The organism is Streptococcus cristatus (assembly GCF_001578775.1).
Taxonomy (GTDB): Bacteria; Bacillota; Bacilli; order Lactobacillales; family Streptococcaceae; genus Streptococcus; species Streptococcus cristatus_A.
Map to the genome: position 1 here is coordinate 1,187,798 of NZ_KQ969062.1, position 16,036 is coordinate 1,203,833.

At 37.9% G+C, this 16,036-nt stretch carries 14 protein-coding genes; 6 read left to right on the top strand and 8 right to left on the bottom strand.

Annotated elements, in window-relative coordinates; translation table 11 throughout:
- The first annotated feature begins 113 nt into the window (after positions 1-113).
- Together SCRDD08_RS05965 and SCRDD08_RS05970 are read left to right on the top strand one after the other, a co-directional pair.
- Positions 114-2,123: a DUF1430 domain-containing protein gene (locus SCRDD08_RS05965; protein WP_061422843.1), complete on the top strand. Its 2,010-nt coding sequence runs from the start codon at positions 114-116 to the stop codon at positions 2,121-2,123.
- Position 2,124: 1 nt separating this feature from the next.
- On the top strand, positions 2,125-2,757 hold the full coding sequence (locus SCRDD08_RS05970) for an ABC transporter ATP-binding protein (RefSeq protein WP_061422844.1): 633 nt from the start codon (positions 2,125-2,127) through the stop codon (positions 2,755-2,757).
- 77 nt (positions 2,758-2,834) lie between these two features.
- Here the strand turns inward: SCRDD08_RS05970 and xerS are convergent, their stop codons facing one another.
- From xerS to SCRDD08_RS06000, 7 genes are all read right to left on the bottom strand, one after another.
- Positions 2,835-3,905, bottom strand: a complete 1,071-nt coding sequence (xerS, locus tag SCRDD08_RS05975; RefSeq protein ID WP_061422845.1) for a tyrosine recombinase XerS — start codon at positions 3,903-3,905, stop codon at positions 2,835-2,837.
- A 356-nt stretch (positions 3,906-4,261) separates the two neighbouring features.
- Positions 4,262-5,215, bottom strand: coding sequence for a zinc-ribbon domain-containing protein (locus SCRDD08_RS11925; RefSeq protein ID WP_231089343.1), 954 nt, complete (start codon positions 5,213-5,215; stop codon positions 4,262-4,264).
- A 9-nt stretch (positions 5,216-5,224) separates the two neighbouring features.
- Positions 5,225-6,115, bottom strand: a complete 891-nt coding sequence (locus SCRDD08_RS11930) for a zinc-ribbon domain-containing protein (RefSeq protein WP_231089344.1) — start codon at positions 6,113-6,115, stop codon at positions 5,225-5,227.
- Positions 6,116-6,131: 16 nt separating this feature from the next.
- Positions 6,132-6,833 carry a hypothetical protein gene (locus SCRDD08_RS05985; RefSeq protein WP_061422846.1) on the bottom strand — a complete coding sequence of 234 codons (702 nt, stop codon included), beginning with the start codon at positions 6,831-6,833 and terminating at the stop codon, positions 6,132-6,134.
- Positions 6,808-8,484 carry a hypothetical protein gene (locus tag SCRDD08_RS05990; protein WP_061422847.1) on the bottom strand — a complete coding sequence of 559 codons (1,677 nt, stop codon included), beginning with the start codon at positions 8,482-8,484 and terminating at the stop codon, positions 6,808-6,810. The genes SCRDD08_RS05985 and SCRDD08_RS05990 overlap by 26 nt, the downstream gene beginning before the upstream one ends.
- Complete coding sequence (locus SCRDD08_RS05995; protein ID WP_061422848.1) at positions 8,481-10,334, bottom strand: hypothetical protein; 1,854 nt, start codon at positions 10,332-10,334, stop codon at positions 8,481-8,483. Before SCRDD08_RS05995 ends, SCRDD08_RS05990 begins: the two co-directional genes overlap by 4 nt.
- Complete coding sequence (locus SCRDD08_RS06000; RefSeq protein ID WP_061422849.1) at positions 10,331-11,599, bottom strand: site-specific integrase; 1,269 nt, start codon at positions 11,597-11,599, stop codon at positions 10,331-10,333. Before SCRDD08_RS06000 ends, SCRDD08_RS05995 begins: the two co-directional genes overlap by 4 nt.
- Before the next feature lie 143 nt (positions 11,600-11,742).
- On the opposite strand from SCRDD08_RS06000, the gene SCRDD08_RS06005 reads away from it, so the two are divergent.
- Genes SCRDD08_RS06005 through SCRDD08_RS06020 form a run of 4 tightly spaced genes read left to right on the top strand, consistent with a single transcriptional unit; the run spans position 11,743 to position 14,512 of the window.
- Positions 11,743-12,426, top strand: a complete 684-nt coding sequence (locus SCRDD08_RS06005; protein ID WP_061422850.1) for an XRE family transcriptional regulator — start codon at positions 11,743-11,745, stop codon at positions 12,424-12,426.
- Between the two features lie 11 nt (positions 12,427-12,437).
- The gene (locus tag SCRDD08_RS06010; RefSeq protein WP_061422851.1) at positions 12,438-13,844 is read left to right on the top strand and encodes a Y-family DNA polymerase; all 1,407 of its coding nucleotides are present in this window, start codon (positions 12,438-12,440) and stop codon (positions 13,842-13,844) included.
- Positions 13,845-13,848: 4 nt separating this feature from the next.
- Complete coding sequence (locus SCRDD08_RS06015; protein ID WP_061422852.1) at positions 13,849-14,217, top strand: hypothetical protein; 369 nt, start codon at positions 13,849-13,851, stop codon at positions 14,215-14,217.
- Positions 14,204-14,512, top strand: coding sequence for a DUF5960 family protein (locus SCRDD08_RS06020; protein WP_061422853.1), 309 nt, complete (start codon positions 14,204-14,206; stop codon positions 14,510-14,512). Before SCRDD08_RS06015 ends, SCRDD08_RS06020 begins: the two co-directional genes overlap by 14 nt.
- A 258-nt stretch (positions 14,513-14,770) precedes the next feature.
- On the opposite strand, the gene SCRDD08_RS06025 is transcribed toward SCRDD08_RS06020, so the two are convergent.
- Positions 14,771-16,024, bottom strand: coding sequence for a DNA cytosine methyltransferase (locus tag SCRDD08_RS06025; RefSeq protein ID WP_061422854.1), 1,254 nt, complete (start codon positions 16,022-16,024; stop codon positions 14,771-14,773).
- Between the last annotated feature and the right edge of the window lie 12 nt (positions 16,025-16,036).

The window sequence follows — 16,036 nt, forward strand, 5'->3', positions numbered from 1 at the left end:
TTACATATAAATAGTTTCTAATATATTGCTTTTATGGTATTATATAGATGGATAAAGTCGTTTGAAAAACTTGAAGTATCTCTCTTCAATCTCTCTTTAGAAAGTGTGATCTTATGAAACGAGTCTTTATTATCTTTTCTAATCTTTTTGTCACCAGCTTTCTTCTTTGGATTGCCTTTATCTCACCAAATACGCTCATCCACCGAAGCCTCCCTGTGGTAGGAGTTCTCAAACAAGAAAGGACTGTCACCCATGAGGAGCTTTCGTCCAACTTAGATCAGTTAGCAAGGGAAAGCAATAGTGTAATCGCTCGTCAGATTCAACAAACGGATGCTGAAGGTCAGGTCAAGTTCTCCTATGATCTATACGGAGAGGGAGATCTTCCAAAGGGCATCAAAAAAGCAGAGAAAGAACTCGCTTCTAAGGAAAGCTTGCTTACTAATTACTATATCCTATCAGGGAAGTTACCACTTGAAAAGCTGGATCAAAAACTACACAAACTTGGTTTCTCAAATACTTTCATGAATAAGCCTAATTCCTTGCAGAATTTTATGGCATTTTTTGGATCCGGTTCCCAATCCTTGGCTTTAGTTATTTTTATGATCAGTTTTTGCTCATTGGCCATTATTCAGAAAACACTTGAATTGAGGAGTGCAGGGATTCGTTACATTGCAGGGATGAGACGGTACCAACTCTTTGGGCGTTCTCTCATGGAAGATAGTAGAGAGCTACTTTTAGGATGTATTGGAGCCAGTGCTCTAGGAGCCATTCTGATTTATTGTTTACAATTAACCCCTTTTGCTCATTCCTTCATCATTTCGAGTAGTATCATTTACAATACGCTCTTGCTCATCGTATCTGCTCTCCTGTCCTTTATATTTGCATTCAGCATCCAGACGGTGCACTTGGTTAGCCTTTTAAAAGGGAAAATTCCAGTAAAAAGGATTTTAGTTTTTCTCTTTACCTGTCAATTTCTCGCTGTTGCTCTCATTGGCCTTGCTATCCATCGGGTCAGTATCTATGGTTCTAGCTGGCAGACTTACCAAGAGGGGAAAGTAGCTTGGTCTAAAGAGACGAATTGGGTTCAAATTGGTGTCAATCGGGAGGATGTTTCACAGAATACAAACAAAGAGATGCAAATTGAAAACAGAGCAAAATGGTCTAAGCTCATCAAGTCTGGCATCAAAAAAGGGGGTCTCTTGGTCTATCATCAGCTCGCATCTTTTGATTCAAAAGGCTTCATGAACGATCCTAGAACAGGGAGAGATCTTTCGATCACCGATTACGATCCTCTTGCCAATACCCTGTATGTCACTCCAAATTACCTTGATATGCAAAGAATCTCAGTTTCCCCTGAGGAAAAAGAGCTCTTGAATCACTTGCAAGCTGGAGAATTTGGACTCTTGCTCCCTGAAAAGTTGAAGGGTCAAGAAGAGGAGTTGAAAAAACGCTATGAAGATTATCTGACTCCTAAAGATGAACAAGGAAAGAGCCAGTTACCCATGAAAGCACGGGTGACCTATCTTCCTAACAACCAAAAACGCTTCATTTATAACAATACACCTATGAACTATCAGCAATTTTTGACCGATCCGATTTTGGTTGTTGTTCGACCTAAAAGCTTTGGTGGCTACGACAATCCTTATTTCTCTCAACTCAATTCTTATCTGTATTTTGATGGACTTGAAAAAAGCAAGAAGCTAGTAGCTGAGAATGGGCTCGAAAAAAACGTGAGTCAATACGACTATGCAGCGGCTGTCTATCAGCAGATGATGCAATCCATTCAATTAGAGAACCTCATGGCCATTGCTGGCGGTGTTTTCGGAATGGCGACCTCCATTCTACTCTTTAATACCATGAATTTCCTCTATTTTGAAGAGTTTAGAAGACCGATATTCCTAAAGAAGATTGCGGGTATGGACTTTTTGAAAATTCACAAAAGTATACTCATATCAGAGATTGCTATGCTGCTATTAGGTAGTGTCCTGATTTTCTTTCTCACACAGGAATGGTGGATCGCTCTCGTCACGCTCTTATTATTTGCGACCAATGCATGGCTGATTCTCCTTTACCGCTCGCATAAAGAAGAGCATTTCTTGCCCATTATTCTGAAAGGAGCCTAATATGATCAAAATAGAACACCTGGCAAAATCATTTGGAGAACGGACTGTCTTTCAGGATATCAATCTGCAATTTGCAGCAGGAAAGGCATATGCCCTAATCGGAAATAGCGGTTGTGGCAAGACAACCCTACTCAATATTCTGGCTAAGCTAGAGCCTTATGATAAGGGAAGCATCAGCTACCGAGGGCAAGAGCTTAATCAAATCAAATCTCATCACTTTTTCAAAAATGAATTAGGCTATCTCTTTCAAAACTTTGGTCTTCTTGAAAACGAGACTGTAGCTGCCAATTTAGAACTTGGATTGATTGGTCAAAAATGTACTAAACAAGAGAAGAAGCAGCGAGAAGAAGAAGTCCTAGAAAAGGTGGGATTGGATTATCTCACACTCGATCAAAAAATCTACGAATTATCAGGCGGAGAAGCGCAACGTGTCGCCTTGGCCAAAGTCATCCTCAAGGATCCTCCCTTGATTTTGGCAGATGAACTGACTGCAGCACTCGATCCGGAAACTTCACAAGAAATTATGAACTTACTGTTATCATTGAAAAAGCCAGACCGTTTGATGATTATTGCAACACATAATCCAGCGATTTGGGAAAAAGCCGATGAAGTGATTCGGTTAAATACTATTTAAGTTAAGTAAAAATGCTCTATGATTTTTTGTTCATAGAGCATTTACTGTTGTATGTGTCATAATTTTAGTTCTGTAAACTAGAGCTTGTCCAGAGCATTCTTTTGCTCATCATTGACAATGTGGGTATAGAGGTCCGTTACCTGAGTGCTAGCATGCCCTAGCTGGTGACTGACGAGAACTTGAGATTTTGTTGCATCATACAAACGTGTAGCAAGTGTATGGCGGAGTTTGTGAGGCGTCACCCGCACCTTGAAGTCCTCAGAATACTTAGCTACCATCTTTTCAACACTGGAAGCATCGATTCGATTAGGAGTGCCGCGGTATTCCGTCAAAAAGAAGGCTGTATCAGTCTTTTCGGCCTTGTATCGCTTGCTCCGAATGTTTAGATACTCTTCTAAATAGGGCTTGGCAAAAGCAGCAACATTGACAGAGTCCCTTTTCCCGCCTTTTCTTGTTACTTCAATGACCATCATTTTGAGATTGATGTCTTTTAGGTCCAGATTGACAGCTTCAGACAGACGAACACCAGAGGCTAGCAGCAAGGCAATGATGGCTAAATCACGTTCTTTGTTCTTGTTAAAAGAAGATAGGGCGCGATTAGAGAGTTTCTTAGGATACTCCGTATCGATATATTGGAGAAATCCCTCGGTTTCATCTCCTAAAAATAGCTTCTGCTTAATATTCTCCGCACGAGCAGCCAGAGTTTCCTTTTTCTTCTTAGTAGCGACCTTCTTCATCACATTTCGATAGAAGTAGGGCTCCCCCTGCTCATTTTCCACTTCCTCAGTCAAATATTTGTAGAGGCTGGACAAAGCCGACAGAGTTCGGTTGATGGTTGTCTGGGAAACACCGTTTTGTATCGTGTTGGCATTGAGAAGTGGGCGCTCCCGTAAGTGTAGAATGAAAGCTTCCATATCTCTCTTGCTCATATTCTCCAAGACTGAGAGAGGAATCTCAGCAATTTCTGAAGCGTCAGATATACCAGAGTCTAAAACCCAGCGGAAAAATCGATCGTATTCTTTAAGATATTCGTATAAAGTTGTAAAACTATAAGGCACTGCCAGCTTAGACTGATAATATTCCAAAATGTACCAGGGCATAATCTGCTTCAGTTTATCAATTCGTTCCAATAAAATCTCGCGTTTCATTCCATCTTCCTCATAATTTTTCTATAAAAGAAGTATAGCATATCTAGCTATATTTTTCAAGAAAATTATAGTTTTTCGGAAAGATGTTAGAGAGGAGATAGCCCTCATAACTAAAAAAATTTTTTCCGCCAAAAATTGAAAAAATGTACTTTATTTCACGGTAAACTGAATTTTTTTAAAACCAAAACTTCCACTAAAAATGAACATTATTAAAGTGAAAACTAAATTTTTTTCATTTGTATATTTTGTGAAAATAAATTCGATAAATCAAATAAATCTCGTGTGTGTACTTCCTTTAAAATTTTGTTATCACAATTCTCTGCATCATAAAATGCCAGTCATGATAGATAGGATTTTTACTTAAATGGAACAAAATGCTCTCGTTTACGTCTACGACCTTTACAAATAATGCAAGGTTCCATGCTACGTTTTTCAAATAGAACTCTTTTCCTGATCATTTTTTTGTATCTATGATTAGGATTGTTTTGGCACTTCCACCAAACTCTAATTTGACTTTTACCTGTTACTCTTTCCGGATTAGCAAGCAGTATATTGTTTAAATAATCCCATTCGCTCATTAGATGTAGATGCGTTTCTTTTAGATTATTTTGAACTGCAGGAATTATCCGACCTGTGCAATTTGGACAAACATTATCTGTACTAGGTGGATTACTCTTCAGATATCGTTCTAAAACAACATTGAGTTTTTCTTTGAAATTACAATGACATGTATTACAATGCCAAAGATAGCGTTTATTAGATTTAGTATCTATTACTATTTCTTCCGTAGAAACATTATTCTCAACATTCCACATACTATTCAAGTCAGGATAAAGATCTAGTAACGCGTTTAATCCCTTTAAGGGTTCTTTGTTACTACAATAAGGGCAACTATTTTTTACTTCCCGCCGTCTAGGAATCGAGCATAGGTATTCACCATGGCAGTTAGAGCAACACCACCAATATTTTTTAGTCTCAATGTCTGTTTGTGCAAGGAAAATAGGCATTTTATTTTTCTCGCTCCACTCTTCAACCAAAATTGGTTCGTTGTGCAACGCATTGTTTTTGAAAATACTAGTTACCCACTCACAAAAGTTAGGGCAAGTTTGAAAATTTCGATTGCCTAGTTCAGTTCTTATAATCATTTCCTTAGGACTACAATCAAATTCGATACCACAACAAGGGCAGACCCAACTTACTAAATCATTTGACTTGTGCCAGTAATCATCAAGGTTACGGGTGTTTTTAGCATTCCAGAAATCTTTTAGAAATCGGTGTGTTTTCTCTAGTGTATTGAATCCTCTTAGCATTTTCTGATCCTAGCAGTAAGGACAACTATGATTGTCCTTATCCAGAACCTTACAAGAATAAGTGCCTTCGCAGTTCGTACAATTCCACCTTACGTCTATATTTGAAAGAGTATCGACCTGACATTCAGCTATTTCATTCTCAGCAGACCATTCATTCAAGTGCTGTGAGTGCAGAAATGAAAGAGGAGGGGTCATCATCTGTTCTGTTATTGGCTTGTTGAATGAAGCATGACACTCTGTACAGTAGTATCCCGTCCTTTTTATTCGTGCAAACAACCTATCTATTGATAGTTCAAATTCATGCTGACAAGTATCACACTTCCAATGGTGATGTAGGGTAACATTCTCGTTTAGTTTTAAATTCTTAAACTCTTTTTGATTGAGTTCGTCGTGGTAAATTTTCGTAAGATTAGGATAAACTTCATGATAAAAATAGTGATAAGACCATTCATTACAATCAATATGAAAGAGCTCCCCTTCTTCTGAATGTAATAATTTGGGGTTCATTGCGGCGCCCCTCCAGATAACTTGGCACGTAGGGCATTTAAACTGAAAAACTCGTTTAGAGTTAAACTTTTCCTTGCTCAACTTTTCCTTAATCGTATCTATATCCTCGTGGTGGAAGTCAAGATAGCGTATTAAATCAGGGAACATCGCAAGAATGCTATTTTTATCCTTTTTAAAAACTTTCCCCATCTTGCAACAAGGGCAAAACTGTTTTCTTCTACGACAAGTTTTAAACACGTCATTAATTCGTGCCTCCCAACTATAAGAACAGTGTGAACAAAGCCAATGAGCATATTGAACACTCGTGGCTTTTGTTAATTCGATATCCAATTTATTTCGCTCAAAGTCCCAGTACATCAGCAACTCGGGAACTTCCTTAATTGATTGAACCATGGGTTTGTCTTCCTTCTTAGTACTTTGTGGCGTTATCCAACATATTTTTAATATTAACAACCTTACTTTGGCTTCCTGACTGACTTATCGTTTCTTTGCTGAAATCGATCTCCGTGTCAACTGTAATAATCTGACTTGCTAAAAACTCGTCTGTGATGACTTTGGTGTCAGATTTTAACAATCCTTCTTCCTTGAGCAGTTCTTTTGCAATTTCAGGATAGACAGATGTTTTCAGAATAGACCGTAGCTTCACTACTTCATCCTGGAGCTCTTTCCTCTCTTTTTCATCATTTTCTGCCTTTTCAGTCTTTAACTCTAGTTTCTTGTTTATTTCTCTTAGCTTGTCTGCCTCATCTTTAAATTGCAAAGCAACTTCTACAATTCGTTTGTAGTGGCGATTTAATTCCATCAATGTTGCTTTTATGGCTCTTGGAGTACGGTTAGTCCTTATAAAGTTTTCGACATCTAAGGTTTTGTAGGTAATAATAGTTTGGAAATCTTCATCATTACTCTTCGCTTTTAAATCCGCCAGCAGACCTCTGAATGCAACGTTCCGTCTGATGGTAGTATCTGCAACCTTCGAATACCCATTTGTTCTTAAGTGTTCACCGAACTGAGGTAGTTTAAAAAGATTGATGTTGCTGTTACACTTCTTCTCTAAATAATGATCAAACATCTCAATCAATTCTTCGTCAGATATGAACTTCTTCCTTGCCATATTTTTCCTCCTCATTAGCTTGTTTTGCGGTTAAATATTCTTGATATGAGTGACTAACAGCACTCAGTTTTAATAGGGCTTCACCGATGTCCTCTATATGTCCTTTACCTTGTCGCACTCGCTTAATAGCTTGATCTACTAGTAAGGCTTCCTGATCGACAGATTTTTTAAAGGTCTTATCCATCGTGAAGTAGTCTTTCCCAACTTTTCGATAAAAGGGACAACTAGTACAAGCTCCCAACTCTGCATGATTGCTGATGACCTTCAAACAGTCTGAGAAGTCTCCAATTGCGTAGAGAGGAGAATAACACCGTCCTTTGTTATCTAATTGTACATAGGCTTTTCCAACAGTATACTTGCGTTGAGCTTTGCTAATCTCGTAGGTGGTTTGTGAACTGGTGAGCTTACGATAGACTTGATAACTCCGACATTCGATGAATTGGCTAAGGTTAGAGAAATAGTGAGAGGAGGTTGTAACATTATCATGTCCAGCAAGAAGCATAGCTGTCACTGGACTACTACCTTCAGCAATCAGGTTAATCATGGCAATATGTCGTGTATCACCAATGTGGATGAAATTAATTTCATTGTCCTTCAATCGACTAGGCGGATTGAGGTAGTGAACGTGATGGCCATATTGCTCAGAGATAACCTCATTGAAAAAGTATTTGAGAATGGTATTTAGATTGGTATAGGTCAAAAAACGGTTGTTTATCCCCGTTCTCCTCTCCCACCGTTTATAGTGGGTATCCGTCACAAAGAGGGTATCCAGTTTTGTTGAAGCTAAGTCTTTGGTTAAATCCAAATAGTGCTGGATGGTTAAAGCTAACTTTTCAGGAATTTCATAGGTGGTCAAGTAATAGTCTTCTGCTATCTTGTGAGAGACACCTTTTTCCTTCCCTTTGAGATTGTTACGCCTCAGGGTTAAATAATACTTCCCTTGCTCTTCAGACAAGCACTCTCTCTGAGTTAGTAAGAACTCTCGAGGACGCAAAGGAACCACAGCTGTAATCTGCCACCAGAGGTACAAAGGGTAATAGAACAGTCGTTCTTCATCAGGTAGTTGTTGCTTCCAGTAATCATTTAAAATGTCGTTGAAAGTGAAATAAGATTGAAACTGAGCTAACTGACGTTGTTTCCGTGGTTTCAGTTCGTACTGACTGGTAATCAAATTATCTAGCTGCTCCAGAAATTGGTTCATGATAAGTGTTTCATAACAAGGCAGGCTAGAGAAAAAGTCAATGCAGAGGGTTGGTGACGTTATTTTAATATCATAGACATCTTTTAGGATATTCTGCTTGGTCTCTTTGACCAATCGCTTTATATCACGTAAGAAAGCCTGCAGGGATACTAATACATGCTGATCCATTGATAGGATAATGAAACTCTTTAAGTAATTCACAAAAATCTCGTAACCTAGACCAAATATGGGTTCATAAACTCTCTTGTAATGAAACAGATTGATGTTAAAAAGAAAGCTGATATTGGCATATTCATTGGTAGTCTGCCATTTATGGGCATCAAAGTCCGACGTTAGAATGATTCCCTTTTCTACATAATCAATAAAATACTCCTGTGCTTGATGTACTATAGTATCATCGAAATCTGAAATCGTTTTAACTGTTCGGAATAATTTAGCTTGATGGTTCAACTGACTAACTCCTTTATAATCTCTTCGTAGTCGCTCAATACTTCTTCGCCGTATTGGTCAGACAAGGCTTGTAACATTTCTGTTAAACAGGGCTTCAACTGGTTCTCTAAAATAGCGCGAATTTTCCCTTTCTCCAAGTCATTCTGTACCTTGCCATATTGTCTATTCAGCCGATTAAACTCGCCAATCAAGAGTAACAAGGTTGAGGTTGTCTGTAACTCATAGGTACAGCCTACACAGTGCTGTCTATCATCATAAGGACAAAATCTTCCTAGAGCTGACAAGAGACACATACTCTCGGCTTGCTTAGAAAAAGCCTCACTATTTCCAATACGATGACAAACTGAGAGAAGTTGCTTGGGTTCCATTTGCTCCTCTACTACCACTTTCAGAGCCTTCTGAGACCTAGTATCTGCTCGCACACTAAGTTCCAGGGTCTTTTCAATCTCAGCGGGTGATAGGTTTAATGTCTTAATCATTTTGGTTTGCTGATTAGGACTCAACTCTTTGTATTTGCCTCTCGTTACAATGGTTAAAAGCATAGACGGCACCATTGATAAAACCCCTCGTTCAAAAAGTTCCTTTGCTACCATTTCAGGTTGTAATTGACCTAATTGAGCATCTTTGAGGTAGGCTGTGGTAGTTTGAGCAAACTCATCGTAAGATCCCTTGTGGCTTCTAGCTAGGGCTGCTAAGAAGTAACCTTTGATATTAAGCTCGGATTTTTCATTTAAGACATCATCAGCTAGCATAGCAACAGCTTGTAAATAGGACTTATTAGCTGATCGACTGCTAAAATCCCTCTCTAGGAAAAACTCCCCAATTTCCTCGCCCATATAACGGCTAATCCGCTCATAATCAGTAATTTTACGAATGAGTGGACCATCTATACCATTTTCTTCGAAAATATGATAGTGAGCCTCACATACGGCTAAAAGAGTTCCTATTAACACCTGACAGCTTTCTGGTACATGAAACTTTAACTGACTGACATTAGAAGCTCTTTGTGTTTTGTTAGGTGTGATATTGAGATAGGTTAAACGGGTCGTAATGCTAAGAAGCGTTTTTCTTGCCTCGCTAGTATCCCAGGTCCCTTCTTTGACAGCAGCTAGCACTTCTTCAGGCTCTCTCGGTAATTGTGGATGTCCAATTCTTTCTAAGTCAGTTGTTCTAAGGGCACAAATGAAATGGAGGGCTAGGTACAGCCATGTGTCTGCATAGTCTTTAGAGGAAGCCGCTTGAGCTAACATCTCATTTTCTTGTATATAGTTGTCATTAAAGAGATAAAACATCAATTTTAGGTAATCATTCAGCTCATAAGCACCATTTTTATCTTCCAAGGTATATCGACTGGTCATCTCATAAGTATTGCGATAGCGAGTCACTCCTTTTTGCAAAAGCCAAGAGGCAAAAGCAATACAGTCGTCGCCATGGTTTTTGCTGAGAATTTCTGTAGCCTGCTCAATCAGTTTCTCCAACTCTTTATCATTGTACAAGAATAGATCCTTAGTTAGATAATAGGCTAGAAAGTCCTGTAGGTAAAACTGACTGGCTTCATCTAAGTTGTTAAGCTTAACGTACTCTTTGAAATACTTCTGTGTAGCCGAGTATCTTTGTTTCAAGATAGTTGAGATAGATTTTACTCCTAGTTGTGCAGATAGGTAGCCTTCTAGCTTATCTTTTAAAACTGCTGCATCTATTTCTGATATGGTGAAATTACTCCTATTGATAGATAACCCAAACCAAGCATTATCTAAGAGAAACTGACTGACCATTTCTCTAACTTCCGGAGTGTCTTTGTCTAAGTCAATCAAAACTTTCTCCAGAATATCTTTTATAAAAACGCTCACACTTTACCTCCTTTGCTAAATAGATCATCTGCTCTCCATCTCATGTAAGCAAATACTCCATCATTGACCTGTTCATATTGTTTAGCGATTTCACCTTTGTTCTGTAAATAAACCCAGGCACTATCTGGCGACTTGTCTCCTCTTGCTGACATTAATTCACTAATTTCTGACACGCCAGATAGGACTAACTGGGTCGTGTACCAATGCCTGAAGATATGAGGAGAGATATTGTGTTCCTGCAAGAGCTGACCAAAAAATACCACTTCTGCATTATCTGATCTCAAATAAATTGGTATCATCTCCTCTCGAATAATTCGACGAAAGCGTTGATAATAAACATCATAGGTGAGAGCTTTCCCTCGTTTGTTTAGATTCAGTGGTCCATAATCTTTCTCATATTTCTTACCCTCCAGATAGCTCATATAGTCGTTATATACTTCTAAAAATATTTCAAGAAAGATATAAGGCACTGCCTGCATCCGTTCTTTCTTGATTCGTCCTGTGGGCCTTAAATCACTCCTCAAAGGCATTTCTTTTCGTAGATCGATCTCTACCTTGAAGGTCTCGCCTTCACTTTGGTGAAACAAAACACCTGCTCCTAGCGGGCTATCCTCTCGCCTAACATTACAAGCCTCAGATGGTCGTAAGCCTACAAAAGCTCCCAGTGCTACCACCATGAGTAAGTCTTTGTGATATTCTGCAATGTGGGCAAACAACATTTCAAAGGCAGCGTTTGGCATATCTCTAAAAATAGATTGTTCGGTCTGACTATCATCCACATAAACATCAAATTTAGGTTCTTTTCGCTTAATCAATCTCCCTCGTCTATTAGTGAAGGTGGTTATTTCATAAAGATCACTAGGACATAAAATTGCCTTGTCTTTGCGTTCCTTAAGGTAAAGGGTTAGAAAATCAAGTACGGTATTGATACAAATTTTAACCGTAGATTTCTTTCGGTGTCTAGAGTTTCCTGGAAGAGTTCCTAAGCCATAATTCATCAGAAAATCTTTGACCATATCAAGAGTTAGATGATTTAAGCTAGTAATCCCCTTTTCACCAAAGACATAATTGAGAAATTTGATGACATAAGAAAATCGCTTATTTCCATCATCAGAAATTGATTTAATCTTCGAGGATGACTTTACATAGCGATGAAAATTTGTAAACTGCAAGCTACTGTCAGAGGATTTGATGACAATAAATTGCTTCGTCACAATGTGACTATCACCTAAAATTAAAGAATGTTTATAGCTGACAAATTTCATAGTTCCTCCTTTGGGTTAATTATTTAGTTTATTTTTTGCGTATATTATAACTTTTTGTTAAAATATTTGTAAAGAAAAAAGTTAACAAATTGTAGTATATCAAATAAAGTTAATTAACAAAAGTTACAGAAGAGAGATTAATTATGTTTTCAGGTCAACGTTTAAAAACACTTCGTAAAGAGAAAAAAATGAGCCAAGAAAAACTCGGCTCACTTCTTAACATTTCTAAAGTAGCGGTATCTAATTGGGAAAATGGAAAGTCTTTCCCTACCCTTGATAATCTCAATGAATTGGCGAAGGTTCTAGAAGTGGATACCGACTACTTCACTGAGCACGGAGAAATTATCCGTATCTACAGCCGTTTGAACAAGTCAAACCAGCACAAGGTTGTAAACTACTCATCCGAATTACTGGAACAACAAATTTCAGATGATGATAACATCGTTGACCTATATAGTTACAAAACTTACGAAGGTCTATCAGCTGGAACAGGCTACTCCTACTTCAATGATGGAGATTATACTCTTACCTACTCAACAGAAAATATCTCTCATGATTTTGCCTCCTGGGTTGTTGGAGACTCAATGGAGCCAGAACTGCCAAATGGAGATGTGGTCTTGATTAAGCAATCCACTAACCTAGATGATGGAGATATTTACGCTGTTGAGTTTAACGAACAAACCTATGTGAAGAAAGTGTACCGTCATAAAACCTATCTCCGTCTTGTTTCTATCAACGAGAACTACGATGATATATTTGCACCTTATGAAGAAAACCCTCGCATTATCGGAAAGATTGTGGGGCACTTCACACCGATTGAACAGTAAAGGAAATTTTTATGGGATACATTGACTATTCTAGGGAACCACAATCGGACATTACCTTTATAGACATGAAATCCTTTTATGCAAGTGTGGAGTGTGTCGCAAGGGGGTTGAATCCTCTTCGAACCTCTCTATGTGTTATGAGCCGAGCAGATAACAGTGCTGGGCTTATACTTGCAGCTTCTCCTGTGTTTAAGAAGGTTTTTGGAAAAAGTAATGTTGGACGCTCCTATGACCTCCCTTTTGATATCAAGACGAGAAAGTTCAATTACCAGAATGCCTGGAAACAAGGGATAGAGGTTACTCCCCAATACAAATCTTTTATCGAGAATTGGGCAAGAAGAACCCTCATTGTTCCACCAAGGATGGAGCTGTACATCGAGAAGAATATCGAAATCCAACATATCTTTCAAAACTTCGCATCACCGGCTGACATCCTCCCCTATTCTATAGATGAAGGTTTTATTGACTTGACCAACTCTTTGAACTACTTTATACCTAATCATTCATTGTCTCGTAAGGATAAGTTGGATAATCTATCGGCCCTCATACAGCGTGAAATTTGGAGACAGACAGGCATTATTTCCACTATAGGTATGAGTAATGCCAATCCCTTACTTGCAAAGCTAGCCCTTGACAACGAGGCTAAAAAGACCGTGACAATGCGAGCGAATTGGTCCTATGGAGATATTGAAACAAAAGTATGGTCTATTTCCAACCTCACTGACTTTTGGGGAATCGGAAGTCGGACGGAAAAGAGACTGAGAAAGCTAGGCATCACTTCTGTAAAAGAGCTTGCGAATAGCAATCCTGACCTGCTTAAAGAGGAATTTGGTAAGGTAGGTGTTCAGCTTTGGTTCCATGCAAACGGTGTGGATGAAAGTAATGTCCACACCCCCTATAAACCTAAATCTCATGGACTAGGTAATTCTCAGATACTGCCTCGTGACTATCACAATAGGCGAGAAATTGAAATCGCCCTTGCAGAAATGGCGGAAAAAGTGGCTCTTCGCCTGAGGAATGCTCATAAAAAGGCAACAGTCGTTTCTATTCACATCTCCTACTCTAAGATGGAGATGAAAAGTTCCATCAATGCACAAATGAAGATAGAGCCCGCTAGTCTCCCTAAAACGATGGTTGACCATGTTCTGAACCTCTTTAGGAGTAAATACACCTCAGGAGCTATTAGACAGATTGGAGTATCTTATGGTGGCTTTGTGGACGAAAACTATACATTACTCTCTCTATTTGATGATGTAGAGGCATTAGAGAAAGAAGAGAAGCTACAAGTTGCTGTAGACGCTATACGAGAAAAATATGGCTTTTTAGCCATTCAAAAAGGAACCGTCCTGATGGAAGGTTCCCGTAATATTGAAAGGAGTAAACTTGTCGGTGGACACTCTGCCGACGGCGTAGATTAAAACTATGATTGATCGTTCCTATCTACCATTTCAGTCAGCTAGAGAGTATCAAGATACAGGGATGCAGAAATGGATGGGATTTTTCTTATTCGAACATACAACTGCTCTTGTAGATGATACCAACAGGATGACTTATCACACTCATCTATCACCTGAGCAAAAACTACTGCTACTTAGTCAGCTATACTCCAATCAGATAAATGCCCAGATTATAGCTCAGGAAAAGAATGAATTGAAGATTTATACTGGTACAATACCCACTATCACTCCTCAGTATATCTTGATAAAAACAACTGAAGGGCATAAACGCATTTTACTGGAAGATATTACTACTATTGAGCTACTGGAGGATATCTTGTATGAATCAGCTTGAATTCCATCGTAATGAATTACAAATAGATTATTTTAGCGATAGCTACCGTCGCTTTGAGTCTGATTTCTACCACTACTCTGCCCTAGATACTCCTTTGACTTTCTTGATTGATGATATCCTTCTGTTTATGTTTAAATCAAAGAAGGACTATTTTAAATTAAACAAGGAGAACGCAAAGGATCATCAAGACCACTATTTCATCTTTTCTATCGAAACGCTTGACGAACAGAAGTCAATAAGAAAGTTTGCTTATAAGAAAGTTGTTTGTAGCGTAAAATATAACAAAAAGGAGTAGTCCGCCCTAGGACTTACTCCTTTTCTCAAATTATCTTGAAAAAATCAAAAAATTTCAAAATACAAGGATTGTAGTTTTCGTAGAAGAGAATATAGAAGCGATGCAGTCCAGTGGGGCTGTATCATAAGTTCTTGTCTATAAATGTAAGGGCGAATACCCTTATGCAAGAGTATTCTTCCGCAAAATCCGATATGACCGAACTGTATCAAATCAGAAAAAATTATGAGAAGTATATGGGTAAAGAGATGGAGAGGTAATTCATTCTCCTTTTTGTCCTCTCAAAAAATCTATAATGGCCATTGCAATTTTTTTAGATAAAATTGGTGGAACGGCATTGCCGATCTGTTTAAATGCAGCTGTTCGTGAATGTTCAAAATAAAAATCATCTGGAAACCCTTGTATTCTAGCGGCTTCTCTTACTGTAATTGAACGATTCTGTCTTAAATCTGGATGAATATAGTAATGTCCATCTTTCGCAATATGAGCAACAACTGTATGACTAACAGAGCCATAATCCAAAGCTTTATATCTATCTAAAAAAGATGTTGTATTAGAATGAGTTTGCAGTTCTTCAGGAATATCGATATACCTTAAATTCTTACCTTTTTTCTTAGCTTTTAGTACCAATTTATATATCTTCAAATCATTTTCATTATGAGGTCTTGCAGCATGTTGTGTTAAAATATCATCTTTTTTACGAATATATTTTTCAACAAACTGACTTGAAACATCACAACGATACTTATGAGAACTTCCTCCAGACTTTATACTTGGCAAGTCCTCAAATAATTCTTTTATAGTTGGGGCAGCTTCAACATATTCAGCCAAGCAGTCAAAAAATGAGTTATCGAACACTAAATCTTTTCGATGTCCGACAAGTATTAAACGTTCTCTTTTTTGTACTACACCATAATTACTTGCATCTACTATTTGATAATCTACCTCATATCCGCACTTATCAAATTCGCAAATTATTTTTGGCAAGAGTAACTCTCCTGATAAATCCTTAAAAGAAAGCAACCCTTTAACATTTTCAAAAACAAAGAACTTTGGTTTATATTTATCCAGAAAATCTAAATAATGTTTATACAGATAAATTCTTTTATCAATAGATTTTTTCGACTTGTTATTAGCTCTACCGATTGTCGAATATGCCTGACACGGTGGTCCACCAATAATACCATCTAACTCATTATTACCTAATCTTTGGTCAATAAATTCAAAAATCGAAGGTATGGTATCTTTACTGATTTCCTTATTCAATATATCTTTAGTTAGATCTCTTGGTATAATCGAGTACAAATCATCTCTCGAGATTTTTCCTTGAATATATTCAAAATATGGAGATAGGTTATTTTCTTTTTTTAAATAGTAATATATGTTTCTTAATTCTAAAGAAGAGCAAGCATCTTTGTCCATTTCTATATGACAAATAAAATTATAATAGTCTTTATACCTAAATCCTTCGGTTAATCCACCCGCTCCTGAAAACACATCTACTATATTTAGCATAACCACACCTCC

What these genes read in the sequence shown, in the direction of transcription:
- SCRDD08_RS06000 (WP_061422849.1), bottom strand. Translation starts at nt 11,599, where the DNA reads ATGAAATTTGTCAGCTATAAACATTCTTTAATTTTAGGTGATAGTCAC.
- SCRDD08_RS06025 (WP_061422854.1), bottom strand. Translation starts at nt 16,024, where the DNA reads ATGCTAAATATAGTAGATGTGTTTTCAGGAGCGGGTGGATTAACCGAA.
- xerS (WP_061422845.1), bottom strand. Translation starts at nt 3,905, where the DNA reads ATGAAACGCGAGATTTTATTGGAACGAATTGATAAACTGAAGCAGATT.
- SCRDD08_RS05970 (WP_061422844.1), top strand. Translation starts at nt 2,125, where the DNA reads ATGATCAAAATAGAACACCTGGCAAAATCATTTGGAGAACGGACTGTC.
- SCRDD08_RS05965 (WP_061422843.1), top strand. Translation starts at nt 114, where the DNA reads ATGAAACGAGTCTTTATTATCTTTTCTAATCTTTTTGTCACCAGCTTT.
- SCRDD08_RS11925 (WP_231089343.1), bottom strand. Translation starts at nt 5,215, where the DNA reads ATGCTAAGAGGATTCAATACACTAGAGAAAACACACCGATTTCTAAAA.
- SCRDD08_RS06015 (WP_061422852.1), top strand. Translation starts at nt 13,849, where the DNA reads ATGATTGATCGTTCCTATCTACCATTTCAGTCAGCTAGAGAGTATCAA.
- SCRDD08_RS11930 (WP_231089344.1), bottom strand. Translation starts at nt 6,115, where the DNA reads ATGGTTCAATCAATTAAGGAAGTTCCCGAGTTGCTGATGTACTGGGAC.
- SCRDD08_RS05985 (WP_061422846.1), bottom strand. Translation starts at nt 6,833, where the DNA reads ATGGCAAGGAAGAAGTTCATATCTGACGAAGAATTGATTGAGATGTTT.
- SCRDD08_RS06010 (WP_061422851.1), top strand. Translation starts at nt 12,438, where the DNA reads ATGGGATACATTGACTATTCTAGGGAACCACAATCGGACATTACCTTT.
- SCRDD08_RS06020 (WP_061422853.1), top strand. Translation starts at nt 14,204, where the DNA reads ATGAATCAGCTTGAATTCCATCGTAATGAATTACAAATAGATTATTTT.
- SCRDD08_RS06005 (WP_061422850.1), top strand. Translation starts at nt 11,743, where the DNA reads ATGTTTTCAGGTCAACGTTTAAAAACACTTCGTAAAGAGAAAAAAATG.